Here is an 18,714-nt window from a genome sequence, read left to right on the forward strand (position 1 = left end):
GTGTACTCCTGTCGCCAATTTTTCGACAAAACATACCCGGTACTTACCTGATGACAGGCGAGCGAAAGCATGCCGAGTCGCTGACTTCGCGATCGGTTTAAATAAAGTGTTGGGTAACTTTCTACAGACCCGCTAACAGCGCGTTAGTTAACTAACGCGCAGCGGGCTACTACTGGCTTCGTCCATAGAGAACTCCAGCTAATCAAGTAACGGATAATCAGGAAGTTGCTGTTTCCAGCTGGCTTATGCCGCGCGAGCGTCCACGTAGAGGCTCAGCATCAGGCTCGCTTGCGCGACCAGGCTGGAAACGTCCCGTCTCTGTGGGTCTTGAGGGTCGGCGTGATCCCATTGCTGGACCAGGTGGCCGGTGGTGGGGCAGATACGCCAGTGTGCCCGGGGAGTCGGGCACACGCGGGGGGATGAGGTCACAAAGGTGCTGCGGGTAGGGGAAAAGCCTACGGGCTCGCGGCACAATTTGGCACGCAGGGCGTTAGCCAGCGTACGCAGATCAGGTAAAACAATCAGTTGAAAGGTCATAACACACCTCGGGACCGGACTGGCATCCGGTGAGGCAGTTACGTTGGAGCGTCAGGCTCTAGCGCAGCTTACTCGGCCGGAAAGGCGAGTCCCGTCATTTTTTCTGGGTTTGGCGCCCGATTCGCCGCATTCACGGTGATCGGACAACGACTAGATACTGTGTCCATTGGCTTCTTTTGTGAGGTTGAAAAATGGCCCTGAGTTGCAGGCACGGGGAATTTACTCAGGCAGTTGCCGGATGTCAACGGTTAATGACTTAATTTGTTACTGGTTCAGAGTTTGTTCAGATAGAAGGTTGGGGGAAGTTGCAATATCAAGTGTGCTTATTGATAAGTGGCCGGTGTGTGGAAGGTAGGTGAAGTAACAATAGCCGGATAACTTATGCGGGGTTCCGAAGCCTGCGTTCGGCCAGCGTGGTTTAACGGGGCGCCCAAGATCAACAGCAAGAGCACAGCGGCCTGAAAGCCGGCTTGAGTGTTGTAGAGCAAAAGCCAAATCAAAAGCTAAAGCGGGCACGGTTCAAATGTGGGAGCGGGCTTGCTCGCGAAGGTCGTTAACGATGACGTGGGTATTCTGGATGAACGCGGCGCTCTCAGGTTTTTCGCGAGCAAGCCCGCTCCCACAGAAAAGCAGATCTGTTTTCGCTCTGGTCTTTGCTTTTGCTTTTAACACTCAGGTCGGCTTTCAGGCCGCCGTGCTCTTGCTTTTGATCTTGATCTGACTGCCCCAATAAGCCCGAGGCCGAACGCAGGTATTGCGGAGCCCTTTGCCTACTTTGGGCTGGGCCGGCATTCCGGCTTTTCCAAAGTGAGCCGCTGTAAGAGCGGAACCATAGGCCGCCGTTACCCAAATAACGGATATGCCCCCTCAAATCCCCCGCAACGCCAAAATCGCCAAATACAGCAGCACCACCCCACAAGCCCCATAGCTAACCCTCTGCCACATGGGCGAAGCATTCCGCCGCAGCAAGTTGACCAACCCCGCAATCAAAAAGCACGACAACACCGAAGCCAGCATAAACCCCGCAAAAAACATCAACGTCTGCCCATGGCTAGGCGCCGCCCCGACTATCCCCGATAACGCACTCCCCAGCGCCCCCCAATAGACAATGTTCTTCGGATTCGCCAGGGAAATCGCCGCCCCCACCACCAGCGCATTCTGCCCGGACCTGGCCGGCGCACGCCCGGCCTCTGGCAAGCGCCAGGCATCCATCAGGCTGCGAATCCCGAGCCAGGCCAGATACAGCCCACAAACGGCCGTCAGCGGCACCCGCACCGACTCATGCTGGATCAACAACGCCATGCCCGTAAGCCCGATCACCGCCCACACTGCATCGCCCACCAGCGAACCGATCTGCACCAACAACGCAGGGGCAAACCCCTGCAACAGCCCACGGCGCAGCGTCTCCGCCAGCACCGCCCCCGGCGACAGGCAAAACACAAACCCAAACACCAGCGCCGAAAAAAAGATCGTCAACATGCCTGCCTTCCTTCAAGTGATGGCCGGCATTTTAGGGAAGGGTGTGTAAGTCGTCTTGAACCAGATTGCGCTTTTCAGCCCTTGAGCACGCGTTGATAGCGCCCCGGTGTGATCCCGTAGGCCGCCCGGAAATGCCGATTCAGATGGCTCTGGTCAGCAAACCCCAAGGCATGGGCAACCTGCGACGCCGCAACGCCTGAGCGCAACAGCCCCTTGGCGCGCCGGGTACGCAGTTGCATCGCCCACTGGCGTGGACTCAGCCCGGTTTCTTTCTGAAAAGCCCGCAGCAGATGGAATTTCGACAGGCCCAACTCGTCACCAAGGGTCTCGAGTGCCACCGCCTGGTGCAAGTTTTCAGCCAGCAATTCCTGGGCCTTGATCACCAACCCGCGTCCCACCGCAGTGCTGCCCGGCAAGCGGACGCCGCTGCAACCGACGACTTCGCCGAGCAGCACCACCAGGGCTTCCTCACTCAGCTCACGGGCCAGCGGATCGACACTCAACGCGCCTTCAATCGCCCCGGCGAGTTTCATCGCCAACGCCGGCTGGAAGCACAGCGAACGGTCGAACTCCAGGTGCGCCAGACCCAGATCAGCCGCCAATTGCTCGGCAGTCGCATACAAGCTGACAAACCGCCACGGCTGCCCTTCGGCCGCGCCTCCGCCTTGAATCTGCCCCGGGTTGTAGAGGGTGATGCTGCCGGGGCCGGCCTCGAAGGTGCGACGATCCAGCCACACCTGTTCCTCGCCGAGCAGGTTGACGCCGATCACGCATTCATCATGGCTGTGGCGGGCAAATGTCAGGCCGGTGCAGGCGGTGCTGCTGACTTCGTAGTTGCCCAGCCAGGCGTGCTGCATGGAACTCATTGAGGGGGCTCGCTGTGACCGTTGCCCGCGAGCATACGCCGGAAAAGGGCTTCAGATCGACTACTCGCCCGGCTCTTCGGTTACGGCGTGGCGATGCGATCAAGCTCGGCCTTGATTTCGATGGGACTGAGGCTGGCGAACGGAATCTCGAAAAAAGCCCGGCAGCGTCGTTCAATGATTTTCAGGGTGGCGCGGAACGCGGCGTCGACTTGGGCTTCATCGCCTTGAACATCCGACGGATCCTCCAATCCCCAATGCGCCTTGAGCGCCGGGCCGAAATACACCGGGCAAGCTTCTCCAGCAGCCTTGTCGCACACGGTGACGACGATGTCTGGCGGGCTGCCTTCAAAGGCGTCGTTGCCCTTGCTGTACAAGCCTTCCGTGCTGATGCCGGCGGCTTTCAGCGTGGTCAGGCTGCGTGGCAGCACCTGGCCCTTGGGGAAGCTCCCGGAGCTGATGGCCTGGAAACCGTCCGGCGCCAGATGGTTGAACAAGGCTTCCGAGAGAATGCTGCGGCAGCTGTTGGCGGTGCACATGAACAGGACTTTCATCAAGCGAACTCCGTCAGAAACTCAGGCGCAAGGCCAGGGCGGCGAGGGTGATCAACAGTACCGGCAGGGTCAGCACGATCCCGACCTTGAAGTAGTAACCCCAGGTGATGGTGATGCCTTTGCGTGCCAGGATGTGCAGCCAGAGCAAGGTCGCCAGGCTGCCGATAGGGGTGATTTTGGGGCCGAGGTCGCTGCCGATCACGTTGGCGTAGATCATCGCGTCCTTGACCACGCCCACGGCGTGGCTGGCCTCGATGGAGAGCGCGCCGATCAGCACGGTTGGCAGGTTGTTCATCGCCGAAGACAGCAGCGCGGTGAGTACACCGGTGCCCAAGGCCGCGCCCCATACGCCATAGCTTGCGAAGGTGTCGAGCCAGGTCGCGAGGTAGTCGGTCAGCCCGGCGTTACGCAGGCCGTAGACCACCAGGTACATGCCCAGGGAGAAAATCACGATCTGCCAGGGCGCTTCCTTCAGCACCTTGCGGGTGGAGATTTTGTGGCCCTTGGCGGCGATCACCAGCAGTAATATGGCGCAGGCGGCAGAAATTGCGCTGATGGGAATGCCCAGCGGTTCCAGGGCAAAGCAGCCCACCAGCAGGATGCCCAGCACCCACCAGCCGGCGCGGAAGGTGGCGCGGTCGTGGATCGCACTGGCAGGGTCGTCGAGGTCGGCCGGGTCGTAGGTTTGCGGAATGTCCCGGCGGAAAAACCATAGCAATACGGCGAGGGTCGCGGCGACGCTCACCAGGTTCACCGGCACCATCACTGCGGCGTATTCGTTGAAGCCGATCTTGAAGTAGTCGGCGGAGACGATGTTCACCAGGTTGGAGACTACCAGCGGCAGGCTCGCGGTGTCGGCGATAAACCCGGCGCCCATGACGAACGCCAGGGTGGCCGCCGGGGAAAAGCGCAACGCCAACAGCATCGACATCACGATGGGCGTGAGGATCAGCGCCGCGCCGTCGTTGGCGAACAAAGCCGATACCAGCGCGCCCAGCAGCACCATGTACGCGAACAGTCGCCGACCGCGCCCACGGCCCCAGCGCGCCACATGCAAGGCAGCCCAGGCAAAGAAGCCCGCCTCATCCAGCAGCAGGCTGATGACGATCAGCGCGACAAAGGTCCCGGTGGCGTTCCAGATGATGTGCCACACCACCGGGATGTCGGCCAGGCTGATAACCCCACAGGCCAGGGCCAGGATCGCACCCATCGTGGCGCTCCAGCCCACGCCCAGGCCCTTGGGCTGCCAGATGACCAAAATGATGGTGAACAGAAAGATAGCAACGGCTACAAGCATGAAAAGCTCTCCGCAGGATCAGCAGCAGGCGCTGGCCCGTTGTGGTCGGTCACCCATGGTTTCCAGACGCTGGGCGTCTGTTTTTAACCAGGCTTGGTTGGCTTGCAGGGTGGTGTCGAGCACTGCCGTCACCCACTCCGGCAAGGCCGGGTTGAGGCGGTAATAAATCCACTGGCCCTGGCGACGGTCCAGCAGCAACCCGCAACTGCGCAGTTGCGCCAGGTGGCGGGAGATTTTCGGCTGGCTGTCGTCCAGAGCATGGATCAATTCGCACACGCAAAGTTCGCCTTCACGCAGGATCAACAACGTCAGCCTGGCGCGGGTGGCGTCGGCCAGGCATTTGAAGACGTTGGGCGGGGAGAAAAGATCTGACATGGTCAGTGCCTTGATACATATGGAAATACGAATATACGGATTTCCATATATATTAGTCAAACCTTGTTTCGATTGACCTGCGTCAAGTGCCCGACAATCGATGACAAGTGGTTGAAATTAAACTGAAACACAAATGTCCTAAAGTGCCTGCCCATTGGTGATGAAGGAAGAAAACGTGTGACCCGTGCCACTCGCAACCTGCGCAAGACCCTGGATTCCGTCGCGGACAATAACGAAACCGCGGCGTTTGACCTGATGCGCGCCGTCGAAAAGCTCAGCGATGAAGTGCTGCGCCAGCGCCTGCTCAATACCATCCACCGGCTCAACCAGGACGCCCACGAACTGCGCGAAGCCCGGGACGCGGTGGAGCGGGTGTCGGTCAAACTGGCTTGAGCACGATCGTTCAAGACAATCCCTGATACCGCTGGCATGCTTGTCGACTGACTGTCGATGAGCTTGTTGTGTATGCCTAACGCTCTGCCTCTGAATGCCTTTTCCCGTGGCGCGATTGCGATCATTCCATTGTCCCTGGCGTGTGCGCCGTGGGGATTGCTGGCCGGTTCGACTGCAATTGATGCCCAATTCACGCCGCTGGAAGCCCAGGGGCTGTCGACCATCGTGTTTGCCGGTGCCGCACAATTGGTGGCCATCGGTATGGTCAAGAGCGGCGCCAGCCTGATTTCGATCCTGCTGACCACCTTGCTGCTGACCTCCCAGCATTTGATCTACGGCATGCACATGCGTCCCACGCTGTCGCCGCTCAAACCACGGTGGCGCATGAGCCTGGGCTTTTTGCTGACCGACGAATTCTTCGCCTTGGTCAGCCAGTACGACCGCCAGACCTTCAATCGCTGGTACGCCCTGGGCGTCGGCCTGACGTTCTATATCATCTGGAACGTCTTTACCTTCGCCGGCATCGTGCTCGGCAAAAGCATTCCCGGGCTGGATCAACTGGGCCTGGAATTCTCGATCGCAGCGACCTTTATCGCCCTGATCACCCCGGTAGTGCGCGACGTGCCGACCATCGTCTGCGTAGCCGTGTCGTTGCTGTGCTCGGTTTGGCTGAGCTACCTGCACTGGGAATCGGCGGTGGTGGTGTCCGGTGTGTTGGGGATGAGCGCAGGGTATGCCTGCAAGCGGCTGGGAGTAGGGCAACAATGATCTTCGTGATGATTTTTGGCATGGGTTTGATCGTGTTTCTCAACCGCTACCTGTTTCTCGAGCCGCGCCTGCCGGTGCGCCTCAATCGCGGGGCGCGGGAGTTTCTCGGGTTTGCCGTACCGGGGATGCTCACCGCCATCTGCGGTCCGATCATTTTCCTGGCTGATCACAAGCTCAACCTGAGTGTGGGCAACCCCTACCTGCTGGCCGGAATCAGCGCCGTGGCGTTGATGTTCTGGACCCGCAGCGTACTGATCACCGTGTTGCTGAGCATGGCGCTGTTCTATCTGTTCCGCTGGCTGCTCTGACCAGCAAACTCCTGCTACGGGGGGGAGCAAAACCAAGGCAAAAAAAAGCCTGCGGGAGGGCAGGCTGGAAGGGAGACTTCTTAAAAATGAGCCTGCCGACTATAGGCGGCGAGGTCTTCCTTCACAGTGAAACAAAGTTCATGAATCTGTCAGCTATTCGATAACCGGGGCGGCGGCTTTCTTGTTGGCTTTCGCCTCGGCCGCCAGGCATTCCAGGGCAAACTGCTCGGTGTAGGTCATCTGGATCGGGGTGCTTTCGCCCTTCACGGTGCGCTCGCCGTCAAGGATGTAGCGGATGCGCTTGTCGGTCACGCCGATGCGTTTGGCGATCCACGAAGGCGTCTGGCCGATGCGGCTGATCAGCTTGTCGGCGTAGTCGGTGGAGGGGTTGTAGCGCTCGGCATTGGGTGTCATGGGGTTTCCGGGTAAAAGCGGGTTCGTAAGTAGGCGGCAGGGTGACGCAATAATCCTTCGGTGTCGCCTGCTAATGGTACAGTCGCGTTTTTTCCAAGGAAGCTTCGGTATGCGGATGGTGGTAATTGGCGCTTTGGTCCTGGCATCGCTGGCCGGTTGCGCGGGCTCGAAGATGAAAGAGGCGCGTACCGGCGCGCCCTACAAAACCCTGGCCTCGGACAAGGCTCCGCTGGTGGTTGCCCAGTGTATCCAGTTCGGCTGGCAGGATGAAGCGGTGTTCGGGGTGGATGCCGGTGGTTTCATGGAGCCTGCACAGGCTGGTGGCTTCACCATCTACACCACGGCAGGTGACTATTTTGTCGACGTGCGCAGTGCCGGCGCCGGCGCCTCCGTCAACTATTACGCGGCCCAGGATGACTATCCGGCCAAACGCCGCCTGGCGGCACTGGCGACCTGCCTGTAATCCATTCCGTTAGAAAAGTTCAGAAATGCCCTGCGGACAGTCCCGCAGGCATTGTTTTAGTATTTTCCCGCTCACCCGGCGTGACGGCTCTTTACCGGTACAGGGATGTCGAGGCCGGAGCGTCGGGAGGGCAACTGTTTTCTAGCGGGGCATGTACCCCAGGTGCCAGCGCCGCGGAATCTTCAGCGACACCAGCCCCAACAGCGCCGACAGCACCCCGCTGACCAGCAGCGCACGAATCCCCATGTGGTGCTCCAGCAACGCACCGATCACCGCACCCACAAACATCCCGGCCCACGGGATCAGTTGCACGCGCCAGCCGTTGCGGCGTTCACCGAGCATCCAGCGGCCCAGTCCGCGACCAAAGCGTGACAGCGCCCCGGTGACATAGGTAAGCCCCACGGGCAACCCGTTCACTTCTTCGACGGCGGCATTCAACATGCCCATGGCGATGATCGCTGCCAGCAACGCCGGCAATTGATCGGCAAACGGCCAGGCCGCAGCCCCGCACAGCAGGGTGGCGATGCACAGCAACAAGGGCAGGGCGTGGCGCCGGCTGACGCGGCTGACCATCACGCCCAGCGCATTCCCGGCGATAAACGTCGCCACCAGCAACGTCAGGCGCCCGGTAAGGCCCAGGTCGCCTTCGCTGATCGCCACGGCGAGGCGCGTGGTGTTGCCGCTCATGAACGACACAAAATCCCCGCTGGCCATGAAACCAATCGCATCGGTCATGCCCGCCAGCACGGAAAGGCTGGCCACCAGCAGCAACCCGACACGCCCGCGCCATTTGTGGCGATGCAGCAAGGCGGCGTTGGTGTAGGGCTTCAGGGATGAAGGCAGCATGGGGCCGGGTTCCTCGGTGAGATTATCCGGCCACTACCGTAGGGCGCTTCGTGCTCCGCTGCAATGACTTGGCGCACTTACAGGCGTTCGGCCAGTTGCTCCAGAAACATCGCCAGCCCGACTTCCTCGGCCTTCAAGCCTTTGCGCACTCGGGGCTTGGGCAGTTTCGCCAGTTCGCCCAGGCTGAAATGCTCCAGCACCGCCGGGTGGATGTAGCACTTGCGGCACACCGCCGGGGTGTTGCCCAGTTGCTTGGCAACGTTCTTGACCATCTCCACCACATGTTTCTTGGCGTCGGATTCCGGCTGCCACTCAAGCTCGCGCAGCACTGCCAGCGCCAGGGCGCTGCCGGCCCAGGTGCGGTAGTCCTTGGCGGTAAAATCCGCGCCGGTCAGGGTGTGCAGGTAGGCATTCACATCAGTGGAACTGACGGTATGGCGCTCGCCGTTCTCGTCCAGGTACTGGAACAGGTTCTGCCCCGGCAACTCCAGGCAACGCTTGATCACCGTGGCCAGGCGCCGGTCCTTGACGCTGATCTGGTGCTCGATGCCGCTCTTGCCGCGAAACTGGAACAGGATCTCACTGCCCTTGATGTCCACATGGCGGGTGCGCAGGGTGGTCAGGCCGTAGGAGCGGTTGTCGCGGGCATATTGGGTATTGCCGACGCGGATCAGGGTGGCGTCGAGCAGCAGCACCACCGTGGCCAGGACCTTTTCCCGATTGAACCCGGGCGCCTCGATCTGTGCTTCCAACTGTTTGCGCAACTTGGGCAGCGCGCTGCCGAACTGTTGCAGCCGGGAATACTTGTCGGTGTCGCGCACCTCGCGCCAGCGCGGGTGGTAGCGGTACTGCTTGCGCCCCCGGGCATCCCGCCCGGTGGCCTGCAGATGGCCGCGCGGGTCGGCGCAGATCCACACATCGGTATAGGCTGGCGGCACTGCCAGTGCGTTGATGCGTTTGATTTCGTCGGCATCGGTTATGCGTGTGCCGTCGGCCTTGAAGTATTGGAATTTGCCCCGCAGCTTTTTGCGGGAGATCCCGGGCTGGGTATCGTCGACGTAATGCAGGTCGCGGGGCAGGTCGGCAAGCAACGCAGGATCGGGCATGGCGCAAATTCCTTGGCAGGTATTTCTGATTGACCGCAGGGTTTTGCGGTCGTGCCAACAAGTTTGCTCCCCCGTAGCAGCTGTCGGGCAGTCAGGCCAGTACCGCCACCGCCTTGATTTGCGCCCACAGCGTCTGGCCGGGATGCAGCTGCAACTGGTCCCGCGAGTAACGGGTGATGCGCGCCAGCAGCGGCGTGCCGGCGGCGTCCAGGCTCACCAGCACGTGGGCTGCGTTGTCCGCCGGGATTTCCTGGGTCACCGTCACCGGCAGGCGATTGAGGATGCTGCTGTGTTCCTCGGCCTGCAGGCTCAAGCTGACGTCCCGCGCCTGGATCTTGAAACGCAACTGTTTGCCCAGCGCCAATGGTGCATGGGCCACGCGCATCTGCAATTGGCTCGCGGGCAATTGCAGGGTGAGCAACTGGTAATGCTCGTCGTAGGCGCAGACCGTTCCGTTGATCACCACGCCGGCGTCGTCGCCCAGGGCCATGGGCAGGTCCAGCCGGGCCAGGGTTTCGCCAATGGGGCCGCTGGCCAGGGCCTTGCCGTCGCTGAGCAACACGATGTGATCGGCCAGGCGCGCCACTTCGTCCTGGGCATGGCTGACGTACAGCACCGGAATCTCCAGTTCGTCATGCAGGCGTTCGAGATACGGCAGGATTTCGCTTTTGCGTTTGCTGTCCAGCGCGGCCAACGGTTCATCCATCAGCAACAGGCTCGGGCTGGTGAGCAGGGCGCGGGCGATGCCGATGCGCTGGCGCTCACCGCCGGAAAGGTGCTGCGGATGGCGTTCCAGCAGGTGGCCGATGCCCAATAGTTCGGTGGCGTGGCTCATCTCCACCCGGCGTTGCTGGCGCGGGATGCGCTTGAGGCCGAACTCCAGGTTGGCCAGTACCGACAAATGCGGGAACAGGCTGGCTTCTTGAAACACGTAGCCCAGGGCGCGTTTGTGGGGTGGCACGAACAATCCTTTGCGGCTGTCTTGCCAGACCTCGTCGTTGATCTGCACGAAACCCTCTTCAGCCCGCTCCAGCCCGGCGATGCAACGCAGGCAGGTGGTCTTGCCGGAGCCGGAATGGCCGTACAGCGCCGTCACCCCGCGACCGGGCAGGTGCAGGTCGACGTCCAGGGCAAACCCGGAATACTTCAGTTGCAGGCGTACCTCGATCATCGACATCAGCACCAGCCCGCCTTGGTTTTACGGCTGGAGTAGAGCGCCAGCAACACCAGGAAAGAAAACACCACCATGGACCCGGCCAGCCAGTGGGCCTGGGCATATTCCATGGCTTCGACGTGGTCGTAGATCTGCACCGAGACGACCCGGGTCTTGTTGGGAATATTGCCGCCGATCATCAGTACCACGCCGAACTCGCCGACGGTGTGGGCAAAACCGAGAATCGACGCGGTGATAAACCCCGGGCGCGCCAGGGGCAGGATCACCGTGAAAAAGGTGTCCCAGGGATTGGCCCGCAAGGTCGCAGCCACTTCCAGCGGGCGAGTGCCGATGGCGGAGAAGGCGTTTTGCAACGGCTGCACCACGAACGGCATCGAATAGATCACCGAGCCAATCACCAACCCAGCGAAGCTGAAGGTCAGGGTGCCCAGGCCCAGCCATTGGGTGAACTGGCCGAAGTAGCCGTTGGGGCCCATGGTCAGCAGCAGGTAGAAGCCGATCACCGTGGGTGGCAACACCAACGGCAAGGCCACCACCGCGCCAATGGGGCCGCGCCACCACGAGCGGGTGCGCGACAGCCACAGCGCTATCGGAGTGCCGATGATCAGCAGGATGACCGTGGTCAGCGACGCCAGTTTCAGGGTCAACCAGATCGCGGAAAAATCGGCACTCGACAGCGGCATTTACAGCTCGTAACCGTAGGACTTGATCACCGCGGCGGCTTTCGGACCTTTCAGGTATTCAACCAGGGCCTTGGCGGCGGCGCTGTCCTTGCCCTTGTTGAGGATTACCGCGTCCTGCTTGATCGGGTCATGCATCGACGACGGCACGATCCAGGCCGAACCGCTGGTGACTTTGCCGTCTTTGTAGATCTGCGACAGCGCTACAAAACCCAGTTCGGCGTTGCCGGTGGAGACGAATTGATAGGCCTGGGTGATGTTCTGGCCTTCAACGAGCTTGTCCTTGACCTTCTCGGTCAGGCCTTCCTTCGCCAGCACCTGGGTGGCGGCCAGGCCATAAGGCGCGGCTTTCGGGTTGGCGATGGACAGGTGCTGGAACTGGTTTTTCTTCAGCACTTCGCCCTTGCCATCGACGTAGCCTTCCTTGGCCGACCATAGCGCCAGGGTGCCGACCGCGTAGGTGAAGCGCGAGCCCTTGACGGTGTCGCCCTCGGCTTCGAGCTTCTGCGGGGTGGTGTCGTCGGCGCTGAGGAACACTTCAAACGGCGCGCCGTTCTTGATCTGGGTGTAGAACTGGCCGGTAGCGCCGTAAGCAGCGACCAGTTTATGGCCGGTGTCTTTTTCAAAGTCGGCGGCAATCGCCTGGATCGGTGCGGTGAAGTTGGCAGCCACGGCCACCTGTACTTCATCGGCATTCGCCGAGAAGAAGCCAAACGCGGCGATCAGGGTAGCGAGGGCCGTGGGGGCCAGGCGTGAGGCGCGAATCATCATCAAGAAGCTCCTTGGGGTTTGCGGCTTGTTATAGGCAGAAGGGGACTACCGCTATGTATGGGAATATATAGCGGTTGGCCACTGCCGGTACAGCGCAAAGTTGTCCCGGGAGTTCAGGTTCAGCGTCGGCCGAGTTTTTCCAGGGTTTGCGCGGCCAGTTCGAGCGTCAGGTCATAGCTGGAGATGTCTTTGCCGAGGCGCAGCGCCTGGCCCGACCACAAGTTGCTGAAGCCGGCTTCGTCCTTGGCCTTGAGCGGCATCAACGCACCGCCGGACAGCGGGAACGCCGGCGCCGTGGGGTTGATCGCGCCCAACTCACGCATTACGCGGTTGATGATGCCCCGCGCCGGGCGCCCGGTGAACAGGTTGGTCAGCGCGGTTTCACTGGCCTGGGCAACGCGCAAGGCGTGGTGGTGTGACTTCGAGACGGTGGCCTCGGGGGTAAACAGGTACGCGGTGCCAATCTGCACCGCTGACGCGCCAAGGGCGAAGGCCGCGACAATGCCCCGGGCATCCCCGATGCCGCCGGCCGCAATCACCGGCACGCGCACGGCATCGACGACCTGTGGCACCAGGGCCATGGTGCCGATCTGGCTGTTCAGGTCGTCGCTGAGGAACATCCCGCGATGGCCACCGGCTTCGTTGCCCATGGCGATGATTGCATCGCAGCCGTGCTGTTCCAGCCAGATGGCTTCTTCGACGGTGGTAGCCGACGACAGCACTTTCGCCCCGGTGGCCTTGACCCGGTCCAGCAGGGATTTTTCCGGCAGGCCGAAATGAAAGCTCACCACTTCCGGGCGGAATTCTTCCACCACTTCACAGGCGGCGTTGTTGAACGGTGCGCGGTTGGAGACGGGCGTCGGCGCGTCAAAATCGGCGCCCAGCTCGCGGTAGTAGGTTTCCAGCAGGTTCTTCCACTGAAGGTCGCGGTGAGCATCCGGCGTCGGTGGCTGATGGCAGAAGAAATTTACGTTCAGCGGCCGCGAACTGGCCTGGCGAATCGTGGTGAGTGCTTCGCGCAGTTGCTCGATGCTGAGCGCCGCCGCCGGCATTGAACCGAGGGCGCCGGCCTGATTGGCCGCGATCACCATGGCCGTGCTCGTTGCATTGGCCATGGGCGCCTGAATGATCGGTAACTCGATGCCCAGCAGGTCAAGAATTCGGGTGTCTGGCCAGGTGCTCATGGGACGCTTCTCCAACGGTGGAATGCTGTTCCGTCGTTTTAGCAGGGCCAGGCAGCACCAGGCCAGTCTGTATTATTCACTGGACGAATCCAGTGTTTCATGGGCGGTTATCAGTTGATGGCGTCACCCAGTACTGCATGAATCCGTTGGGCAATATGCGCGGCGTGGGTTTCCAGGGCGAAGTGGCCGGTGTCGAGTAATTCCACCACGGCGTTGGGGTTGTCGCCTTTGTAGGCATGGGCGCCCGGCGGGATGAAGAAGGGATCGTTCTGGCCCCAGATCACCAGCGCCGGCACTTGCGTGGCCTTGAAAAACGCCTGGAACGCCGGGTACAGCGTCAGGTTGTTGCGGTAGTCGAGGAACAGGTCCAACTGGATCTCGTCATTGCCGGGACGCTGCATCAGGAGCACGTCGAGCATATAGGACTCCGGCGCCACCAGCTCCGGTTGCGACACGCCATGCAGGTACTGATAACGCGTGCCTTCCAGGCTGATGACCGCGTTGCGAATCACCTCGCGATTGGCCTGGCTCGGCTCGGCCCAGTAGGCCCGGATCGGATCCCAGGCGTCACCCAAACCTTCCAGGTAGGCATTGCCGTTTTGCGATATCAGCGCGCTGACCCGTTCCGGGTGGGCCACGGCGAGGCGCAGGCCCACCGGTGCGCCATAGTCGAACACATAGAGGGCATAGCGACTGAGGTTCAGGGCGTCGACGAAGTGGCCGACGGTAACCGCCAGGTTATCGAAGCTGTAGTGGTAATTGCGTTCGGCGGGGACTTCGGTGAAGCCGAAGCCTGGCAAGTCCGGGGCGATGATCCGGTAACGGGTGGCAAGCAGCGGGATCAGGTCACGGTACATATGGGACGAACTGGGAAAGCCATGCAGCAGCAGCAATACCGGTGCGGACGGGTCGCCGGCTTCACGGTAGAAAATGCGCACACCATCGGCATCAACGTGCTGATAGCGAACAACCGGGGCTGAAATCGACATGATCGTAGTCCTCTTTGTAACTGGTTAAATTGGTTTTTTGGGTTACTGATTTTGCAGGCTGCGCTTGAAAATGTAACCTGTCAAATTAATTTATTGGGTTACTGATTAGCAAATTTAGTAACTATTCAAAAGCGAAATCAGCGGTTACGATGACGCGGACTTGAAGAGGATTTGCCATGCCCGCCATCACCCCATCCCCGTTGGAACCCTACGTCCTGGCTGATCATCCCGTGCTGGACATGCTCAATACCCGGGCGAATGTCGACGGTGTGCCCTTTGAATTCTGGCAAGGCGATGCCGATGTCGAGCGCTGGCTGGTGCGGCTTGGCTGGGCTGAGGAGGGCGCAGTACCGGTATTTGAGGAGGGGGCACTGCTGGGCGCGGCGCGGGGATTGCGGGAAGTGATCCGCGTGTTACTGGAACAGCGCAAGGCCGGCCAGCAGGGCGATCCCGGCGCCCTGAATGCGTTCCTGCGCAAGGCGGTCAGTCACCCGCAACTGGCTTGGCCGGCGCCTGGCGAGTTGCGGCTGGAGCGCCAGCGCAAGGTGCAGACTGCCGAGCAGTTCCTGGCGCCGATTGCCGAAGCCGCCGCGACGTTACTGGTGGAAGGGGATTTCGGCCTGGTCCGCACCTGCGAACATCCCGAGTGCGTGCTGTGGTTCTACGACCGCACCAAGGGCCACAAGCGCCGCTGGTGCAGCATGGCGCTGTGTGGCAATCGGCATAAGGTGGCCGAGTTTCGCAAGCGCAAACTGGTGTAGACGTCCTCAGGATTCTGCCGGGCTTTCGCGCTCCAGCAACTGCCGCTTGCGCTCGACACCCCAGCGGTAGCCCGACAGATTGCCGTCGGCGCGCACCACGCGATGGCAGGGAATCGCCACCGCCAGGCTGTTGGCACCACACGCCTGGGCCACGGCGCGATAGGCGGTCGGCGCGCCGATGCGCTGGGCGATCTCGGCGTAGCTGGCGGTGCACCCCACCGGGATTTCACGCAAGGCTTGCCACACGCGTTCCTGAAACGCAGTGCCGCGCAAGTCCAGGGGCAAGTCCAGGCCCAGGGCCGGCGCTTCGATAAAGCCCACCACCTGGGCGATCAATTGTTCGAAGTCGTGATCGGCACCCAGCAGATTGGCGCGGGGAAACTGGTCCTGCAGGTCGCGCACCAGTTTGTCCGGGTCATCCCCCAGCAGGATCGCGCACACACCGCGATTGCTCTGGGCCACCAGAATGGCGCCCAATGAGCATTGGCCAACGGCAAAGCGAATATCCGTATTGGTGCCGCCGGCTTTGTAGTCGCGGGGCTTCATGCCGAGCAATTGGTCGGCAGCCTCATAAAAGCGGCTGTTGGAATTGAAGCCGGCGTCGTACAGCGCATCGGTCACCGAGTGCTGGTCCTTGAGGCCGTCCCGTACCTTGCGCGAGCGATGAGCACTGCCGTAGCGCTTGGGCGTCAGGCCGGTCACCGCCTTGAACACCCGATGAAAATGGAACGGGCTCAAGCCGGCGAGGGCGGCCAGATCTTCAAGGGGCGGCAGGGTTTCGGCCTGTTCGATGTGCCGACAGGCCGCTGCCACCAGTTGCGCATGGCGTGCGGCCACCTGGGTCTGGTCCCCCGACGCGCGCTTGTTGGGCCGGTAGCCCGCCGCTTCAGCCTGTTGCGGGGTGTCGAAGAACTCGACGTTCTCCGGGCGCGGCCGCCGCGCGGAACTGCTGGGGCGGCAGTACACACCGGTGGTTTTCACACCATAGACGAAGGTCAAGTCGGCCTTGGCGTCACGGGCGACAATCGCGGCCCAGCGCGGGTCTTGTTCGGTGGCGTGGCGCGCGGTCATGGTGGTGGCTCCTGGTTGAAGAATGCCAGGTTAGTCCCGTGGGGCATTCCCATCACTCCGATGCTTGCGGTCAAATTCATCCGGCCGTGCGAAACGTCAGGTTGATGCGCTGCGGCCCCATGACCGGATGCGTGCCGGGCTTGATCGGCATCACGCCGTGAAAGCGCAGGCGGTCCACGCCGCCCCATACCACTACGTCGCCATGGAACAGCGAGACTTTTTGCGTCTTGTCGCTGCGCTCATGGCCGCCGAACAGGAAGATCGCCGGTAAACCCAATGACACCGAGACCACCGGGGCGGCATAGCGCCGCTCGTTCTTGTCCTGGTGCAGGGACATTTTCGCGCCTGGCACATAGCGGTTGATCAAGCAGGCATCCGGCTCGAAATCGTCGAAACCTGCATCTGCTGCGGCCATCACGGCCAGTTCGCGCAATGCGGCCGGCAGGGCTGGCCAGGGTTGTTGGTTATTCGGGTCAATCGGGGAGTAGCGATAACCGGTGGAGTCGGTCGTCCAGCCCAAGTCACCGCAACTGCTTAACGCCGCCGACATGGTAAAACCACCGGGCGTGACCATTTGCCGGAAGGGCGATTGAGCCAATACCCGTCGCAGTTCCGGTAGCAAACGCTCGAGCCAGGGCAGGGCATAGCCCCTGAGGACGTAGGATTGTTCACCGATTTGCTCGCGCCCCGGGGGCTGTTGCAGCGCCTCATCGGCGAACAAATCGGCGGTTGATCCGGGAAGGGTCTTACTGCGCATCGTGAAAAATCACTCCCAAGGTATGCCGGGTACCACTGTGCAGAACACTGACCCCATGGCGCAAGGTCACCCGATGAACCCCCCTCACACTCGGCATGGGTCGCTGATTGACCGCGAAGATTACCGCGTCACCCTGGTTAAGAGGGACGACCTGGGCCCGGGATTGCATTCTTGGCCGCTGCTCCGTCAGCACCAACTCCCCGCCACGAAAGTCCTCTCCCGGCTGCGACAACAGGATGGCAACTTGTAGGGGAAACACATGTTCCCCGTACAGATCCTGATGCAGGCAGTTGTAGTCGCCTGGGCCGTATTGCAGCAATAACGGGGTAGGGCGTTGCTGCCCGGCAGCGTGGCAGCGGGCAATGAAGTCGGCATGGTGCACCGGATAGGTGATCGGCAGGTTCATCTGTTCGTTCCAGCGATTGGCCTGGGGCGCCAGGAACCCATACAGCTGTTCACGCAGCGCGCGGATCGGCGCTGGCAGCGGGTAGCGGAAATATTTGTATTCGCCCCGGCCAAAGCCGTGCCTGGCCATCATCACATGGGAGCGAAACAGTTCGGGTCGGGGGTAGTGGCCGCTCAGTTCAGCGCATTCCTGCTGATCCAGCAGGGCCGGAATCAGTGCGTTACCCTGTTCATCAAGGGCTTGCTCGATGGCGGCCCAGTCCAGCTTGGCCAGGCGTTCATGCAGTGGAGTGGAAGGCATCGACAAGTTCCTGTGGCAGCGCATTAGGGCTGCCAGTCTAGAAAGTCGTCAGCGTCAGAACACTCCGATGCTTGCGCTCGAATTACAGCGCCTTGCTCACATTGATGTCAGTAATCTCATCGCTGGCATCGTGGATTTTCGCCAGGGCTTCCTTGGCTTCCTCCACGCTGCCTGCTTGCAGTTGGGCGAACTCGAAGCGGCGCTCACCGTTGAGTTTGTACTTGATCACATATTTGGTGGTAGTCACGGGCATTCCTGTCAGCTCAGTTTCGAATTGGTGCGGCGCACAATGCGGATCTTGTGGGACAAGGTCGGCTTTTTGGTCACGCTGATGGCGCGGCGGGTCACGACGTCCAGGGTGATGTTCCAGAACCCGGTGCTGGGCGCAGTGATTTTTGCCGGGAACTTGTCGAACGCGCCGCCGTGGTAAGTATGGCGGCCGCCGTTCTTGAAGCTGCGAAAGTTGGCATCGCTCATCAGGCGGATGTTGCAGGTTTGCGAGCATTCAATGACGACAATATCTCCTTCATTGAGGTGCTCACGCTGGTGGATGAATTTCATAAGGTGTCTCCAGAAGGGCTTTTTCTGAAAAATCAGAACGATACGTAGGTTAAGATGGAGTTTATCAGCCCCAGCACGTTTATTATCGGACCGTCGTCGACGACTTCGACAATTTAAAACAGTTATTTACCGAGTTATCAGGGATAAATCCTACGTGGGCGGGAGAAAAATACCTTCTTCGCTGTCGTAGGGTCTTTATCGGAGGTTTTTATATGAAGTGGAGTGTGTTGGTTCTGGCCCTGGCGTTGGGTGGATGTGCTTCGGTGGCGGATATCAAGCAGACCCCACCAACGCTGGCAGTGATCTCCGGGAAAAAACCACAGGAATACGCGGCGTGCGTTGTCCAGAAATTGTCTAAAACCCGCAGGCCTTCGCAGATCGAGCCTCACAAGGATGGTGTTCAAGTTATCGTACCGCAGAAGTTTTCTGCCGACCCGTCGGCCATTTTTGAAATTGAAGAGCGCTCCAGCGGGAGCAGTATCAAGCTCTACGAGAGCATGTCCAATGTGCCTATTCGTCCAGGTGACGTGAAGGCTGCGGGGGAAGCGTGCATTTCCGGCTGAGTCTGTAGCCGCCCACCTCGAATCCGATCAAGAAGCCCGACCCTGCTGCCGCAGCGTCGGGCTTTTTTGTGCGCGAGGTTCAGTACACCGTCCT

Annotated in this window: 25 protein-coding genes; 6 read left to right on the top strand and 19 right to left on the bottom strand. The window is 60.9% G+C overall.

Annotation, left to right across the window (positions count from 1 at the left end; translation table 11 throughout):
- Positions 1-243: 243 nt before the first annotated feature.
- From QF039_RS10645 to QF039_RS10670, 6 genes are all read right to left on the bottom strand, one after another.
- Positions 244-537 carry a hypothetical protein gene (locus QF039_RS10645; RefSeq protein WP_003219143.1) on the bottom strand — a complete coding sequence of 98 codons (294 nt, stop codon included), beginning with the start codon at positions 535-537 and terminating at the stop codon, positions 244-246.
- Positions 538-1,404: 867 nt separating this feature from the next.
- Entirely contained in the window at positions 1,405-2,016 is a 612-nt protein-coding gene (locus QF039_RS10650) for a LysE family transporter (protein ID WP_102604923.1), read from the bottom strand.
- Between the two features lie 74 nt (positions 2,017-2,090).
- Complete coding sequence (locus tag QF039_RS10655) at positions 2,091-2,882, bottom strand: AraC family transcriptional regulator (protein ID WP_023658815.1); 792 nt, start codon at positions 2,880-2,882, stop codon at positions 2,091-2,093.
- Between the two features lie 80 nt (positions 2,883-2,962).
- Positions 2,963-3,433 (bottom strand): arsenate reductase ArsC, encoded by a 471-nt coding sequence (locus QF039_RS10660; RefSeq protein ID WP_177035513.1) that lies wholly within the window; start codon positions 3,431-3,433, stop codon positions 2,963-2,965.
- A 13-nt stretch (positions 3,434-3,446) separates the two neighbouring features.
- Positions 3,447-4,730, bottom strand: coding sequence for an arsenic transporter (locus tag QF039_RS10665; protein WP_003212605.1), 1,284 nt, complete (start codon positions 4,728-4,730; stop codon positions 3,447-3,449).
- Between the two features lie 18 nt (positions 4,731-4,748).
- Entirely contained in the window at positions 4,749-5,105 is a 357-nt protein-coding gene (locus QF039_RS10670) for a metalloregulator ArsR/SmtB family transcription factor (protein WP_003212604.1), read from the bottom strand.
- Positions 5,106-5,282: 177 nt separating this feature from the next.
- On the opposite strand from QF039_RS10670, the gene QF039_RS10675 reads away from it, so the two are divergent.
- The 3 genes from QF039_RS10675 (at position 5,283) to QF039_RS10685 (ending at position 6,574) form a co-directional block, all read left to right on the top strand.
- Positions 5,283-5,498: a hypothetical protein gene (locus tag QF039_RS10675; RefSeq protein ID WP_003212603.1), complete on the top strand. Its 216-nt coding sequence runs from the start codon at positions 5,283-5,285 to the stop codon at positions 5,496-5,498.
- A 72-nt stretch (positions 5,499-5,570) separates the two neighbouring features.
- Positions 5,571-6,266, top strand: a complete 696-nt coding sequence (locus tag QF039_RS10680; RefSeq protein WP_307517952.1) for an AzlC family ABC transporter permease — start codon at positions 5,571-5,573, stop codon at positions 6,264-6,266.
- Entirely contained in the window at positions 6,263-6,574 is a 312-nt protein-coding gene (locus QF039_RS10685; protein WP_008432487.1) for an AzlD domain-containing protein, read from the top strand. Before QF039_RS10680 ends, QF039_RS10685 begins: the two co-directional genes overlap by 4 nt.
- A 153-nt stretch (positions 6,575-6,727) precedes the next feature.
- Here the strand turns inward: QF039_RS10685 and QF039_RS10690 are convergent, their stop codons facing one another.
- Positions 6,728-6,988 carry a hypothetical protein gene (locus tag QF039_RS10690; protein WP_003212600.1) on the bottom strand — a complete coding sequence of 87 codons (261 nt, stop codon included), beginning with the start codon at positions 6,986-6,988 and terminating at the stop codon, positions 6,728-6,730.
- Positions 6,989-7,097: 109 nt separating this feature from the next.
- Between QF039_RS10690 and QF039_RS10695 the strand changes: the two genes are divergently transcribed.
- Entirely contained in the window at positions 7,098-7,451 is a 354-nt protein-coding gene (locus QF039_RS10695) for a hypothetical protein (protein WP_087693907.1), read from the top strand.
- Between the two features lie 141 nt (positions 7,452-7,592).
- On the opposite strand, the gene QF039_RS10700 is transcribed toward QF039_RS10695, so the two are convergent.
- From QF039_RS10700 to QF039_RS10730, 7 genes are all read right to left on the bottom strand, one after another.
- Positions 7,593-8,297, bottom strand: coding sequence for a YoaK family protein (locus tag QF039_RS10700; protein ID WP_003212598.1), 705 nt, complete (start codon positions 8,295-8,297; stop codon positions 7,593-7,595).
- A gap of 77 nt (positions 8,298-8,374) precedes the next feature.
- The gene (locus QF039_RS10705; protein ID WP_008432490.1) at positions 8,375-9,403 is read right to left on the bottom strand and encodes a DNA topoisomerase IB; all 1,029 of its coding nucleotides are present in this window, start codon (positions 9,401-9,403) and stop codon (positions 8,375-8,377) included.
- Between the two features lie 91 nt (positions 9,404-9,494).
- Positions 9,495-10,580, bottom strand: coding sequence for a molybdenum ABC transporter ATP-binding protein (modC, locus tag QF039_RS10710; RefSeq protein WP_307517957.1), 1,086 nt, complete (start codon positions 10,578-10,580; stop codon positions 9,495-9,497).
- Positions 10,580-11,260 carry a molybdate ABC transporter permease subunit gene (gene modB / locus QF039_RS10715; RefSeq protein ID WP_307517959.1) on the bottom strand — a complete coding sequence of 227 codons (681 nt, stop codon included), beginning with the start codon at positions 11,258-11,260 and terminating at the stop codon, positions 10,580-10,582. The genes modC and modB overlap by 1 nt, the downstream gene beginning before the upstream one ends.
- Positions 11,261-12,028, bottom strand: coding sequence for a molybdate ABC transporter substrate-binding protein (gene modA / locus QF039_RS10720; RefSeq protein ID WP_307517961.1), 768 nt, complete (start codon positions 12,026-12,028; stop codon positions 11,261-11,263).
- A gap of 119 nt (positions 12,029-12,147) precedes the next feature.
- Positions 12,148-13,212, bottom strand: a complete 1,065-nt coding sequence (locus QF039_RS10725; protein WP_307517963.1) for a nitronate monooxygenase family protein — start codon at positions 13,210-13,212, stop codon at positions 12,148-12,150.
- 110 nt (positions 13,213-13,322) lie between these two features.
- Positions 13,323-14,201 carry an alpha/beta fold hydrolase gene (locus tag QF039_RS10730; protein WP_087693904.1) on the bottom strand — a complete coding sequence of 293 codons (879 nt, stop codon included), beginning with the start codon at positions 14,199-14,201 and terminating at the stop codon, positions 13,323-13,325.
- A gap of 176 nt (positions 14,202-14,377) precedes the next feature.
- Between QF039_RS10730 and QF039_RS10735 the strand changes: the two genes are divergently transcribed.
- A complete protein-coding gene (locus QF039_RS10735; RefSeq protein WP_087693903.1) occupies positions 14,378-14,962 on the top strand; it encodes an ABATE domain-containing protein in 585 nt (194 codons plus the stop codon).
- A 6-nt stretch (positions 14,963-14,968) separates the two neighbouring features.
- Here QF039_RS10735 and ada read toward each other — a convergent pair whose 3' ends face one another.
- From ada to QF039_RS10760, 5 genes are all read right to left on the bottom strand, one after another.
- Positions 14,969-16,033: a bifunctional DNA-binding transcriptional regulator/O6-methylguanine-DNA methyltransferase Ada gene (ada, locus tag QF039_RS10740; protein ID WP_008432501.1), complete on the bottom strand. Its 1,065-nt coding sequence runs from the start codon at positions 16,031-16,033 to the stop codon at positions 14,969-14,971.
- Positions 16,034-16,109: 76 nt separating this feature from the next.
- Positions 16,110-16,790: a DNA oxidative demethylase AlkB gene (gene alkB, locus QF039_RS10745; RefSeq protein WP_134326567.1), complete on the bottom strand. Its 681-nt coding sequence runs from the start codon at positions 16,788-16,790 to the stop codon at positions 16,110-16,112.
- Positions 16,780-17,496 (bottom strand): 2OG-Fe(II) oxygenase, encoded by a 717-nt coding sequence (locus QF039_RS10750; protein ID WP_307517968.1) that lies wholly within the window; start codon positions 17,494-17,496, stop codon positions 16,780-16,782. Before QF039_RS10750 ends, alkB begins: the two co-directional genes overlap by 11 nt.
- An 82-nt stretch (positions 17,497-17,578) precedes the next feature.
- Positions 17,579-17,743, bottom strand: a complete 165-nt coding sequence (locus QF039_RS10755) for a hypothetical protein (RefSeq protein ID WP_166742130.1) — start codon at positions 17,741-17,743, stop codon at positions 17,579-17,581.
- An 11-nt stretch (positions 17,744-17,754) separates the two neighbouring features.
- Positions 17,755-18,057: a DUF1883 domain-containing protein gene (locus tag QF039_RS10760; protein WP_003212586.1), complete on the bottom strand. Its 303-nt coding sequence runs from the start codon at positions 18,055-18,057 to the stop codon at positions 17,755-17,757.
- 212 nt (positions 18,058-18,269) lie between these two features.
- Here QF039_RS10760 and QF039_RS10765 point away from each other — a divergent pair, with 212 nt between their 5' ends.
- Positions 18,270-18,620 carry a hypothetical protein gene (locus tag QF039_RS10765; RefSeq protein ID WP_003212585.1) on the top strand — a complete coding sequence of 117 codons (351 nt, stop codon included), beginning with the start codon at positions 18,270-18,272 and terminating at the stop codon, positions 18,618-18,620.
- Positions 18,621-18,714: the final 94 nt, after the last annotated feature.

Source organism: Pseudomonas sp. W2I6 (genome assembly GCF_030815935.1).
Classification (GTDB): Bacteria; Pseudomonadota; Gammaproteobacteria; order Pseudomonadales; family Pseudomonadaceae; genus Aquipseudomonas.

What these genes read in the sequence shown, in the direction of transcription:
- QF039_RS10645 (WP_003219143.1), bottom strand. Translation starts at nt 537, where the DNA reads ATGACCTTTCAACTGATTGTTTTACCTGATCTGCGTACGCTGGCTAAC.
- QF039_RS10650 (WP_102604923.1), bottom strand. Translation starts at nt 2,016, where the DNA reads ATGTTGACGATCTTTTTTTCGGCGCTGGTGTTTGGGTTTGTGTTTTGC.
- QF039_RS10655 (WP_023658815.1), bottom strand. Translation starts at nt 2,882, where the DNA reads ATGAGTTCCATGCAGCACGCCTGGCTGGGCAACTACGAAGTCAGCAGC.
- QF039_RS10660 (WP_177035513.1), bottom strand. Translation starts at nt 3,433, where the DNA reads ATGAAAGTCCTGTTCATGTGCACCGCCAACAGCTGCCGCAGCATTCTC.
- QF039_RS10665 (WP_003212605.1), bottom strand. Translation starts at nt 4,730, where the DNA reads ATGCTTGTAGCCGTTGCTATCTTTCTGTTCACCATCATTTTGGTCATC.
- QF039_RS10670 (WP_003212604.1), bottom strand. Translation starts at nt 5,105, where the DNA reads ATGTCAGATCTTTTCTCCCCGCCCAACGTCTTCAAATGCCTGGCCGAC.
- QF039_RS10680 (WP_307517952.1), top strand. Translation starts at nt 5,571, where the DNA reads ATGCCTAACGCTCTGCCTCTGAATGCCTTTTCCCGTGGCGCGATTGCG.
- QF039_RS10685 (WP_008432487.1), top strand. Translation starts at nt 6,263, where the DNA reads ATGATCTTCGTGATGATTTTTGGCATGGGTTTGATCGTGTTTCTCAAC.
- QF039_RS10690 (WP_003212600.1), bottom strand. Translation starts at nt 6,988, where the DNA reads ATGACACCCAATGCCGAGCGCTACAACCCCTCCACCGACTACGCCGAC.
- QF039_RS10695 (WP_087693907.1), top strand. Translation starts at nt 7,098, where the DNA reads ATGCGGATGGTGGTAATTGGCGCTTTGGTCCTGGCATCGCTGGCCGGT.
- QF039_RS10700 (WP_003212598.1), bottom strand. Translation starts at nt 8,297, where the DNA reads ATGCTGCCTTCATCCCTGAAGCCCTACACCAACGCCGCCTTGCTGCAT.
- QF039_RS10705 (WP_008432490.1), bottom strand. Translation starts at nt 9,403, where the DNA reads ATGCCCGATCCTGCGTTGCTTGCCGACCTGCCCCGCGACCTGCATTAC.
- modC (WP_307517957.1), bottom strand. Translation starts at nt 10,580, where the DNA reads ATGTCGATGATCGAGGTACGCCTGCAACTGAAGTATTCCGGGTTTGCC.
- modB (WP_307517959.1), bottom strand. Translation starts at nt 11,260, where the DNA reads ATGCCGCTGTCGAGTGCCGATTTTTCCGCGATCTGGTTGACCCTGAAA.
- modA (WP_307517961.1), bottom strand. Translation starts at nt 12,028, where the DNA reads ATGATGATTCGCGCCTCACGCCTGGCCCCCACGGCCCTCGCTACCCTG.
- QF039_RS10725 (WP_307517963.1), bottom strand. Translation starts at nt 13,212, where the DNA reads ATGAGCACCTGGCCAGACACCCGAATTCTTGACCTGCTGGGCATCGAG.
- QF039_RS10730 (WP_087693904.1), bottom strand. Translation starts at nt 14,201, where the DNA reads ATGTCGATTTCAGCCCCGGTTGTTCGCTATCAGCACGTTGATGCCGAT.
- QF039_RS10735 (WP_087693903.1), top strand. Translation starts at nt 14,378, where the DNA reads ATGCCCGCCATCACCCCATCCCCGTTGGAACCCTACGTCCTGGCTGAT.
- ada (WP_008432501.1), bottom strand. Translation starts at nt 16,033, where the DNA reads ATGACCGCGCGCCACGCCACCGAACAAGACCCGCGCTGGGCCGCGATT.
- alkB (WP_134326567.1), bottom strand. Translation starts at nt 16,790, where the DNA reads ATGCGCAGTAAGACCCTTCCCGGATCAACCGCCGATTTGTTCGCCGAT.
- QF039_RS10750 (WP_307517968.1), bottom strand. Translation starts at nt 17,496, where the DNA reads ATGCCTTCCACTCCACTGCATGAACGCCTGGCCAAGCTGGACTGGGCC.
- QF039_RS10760 (WP_003212586.1), bottom strand. Translation starts at nt 18,057, where the DNA reads ATGAAATTCATCCACCAGCGTGAGCACCTCAATGAAGGAGATATTGTC.
- QF039_RS10765 (WP_003212585.1), top strand. Translation starts at nt 18,270, where the DNA reads ATGAAGTGGAGTGTGTTGGTTCTGGCCCTGGCGTTGGGTGGATGTGCT.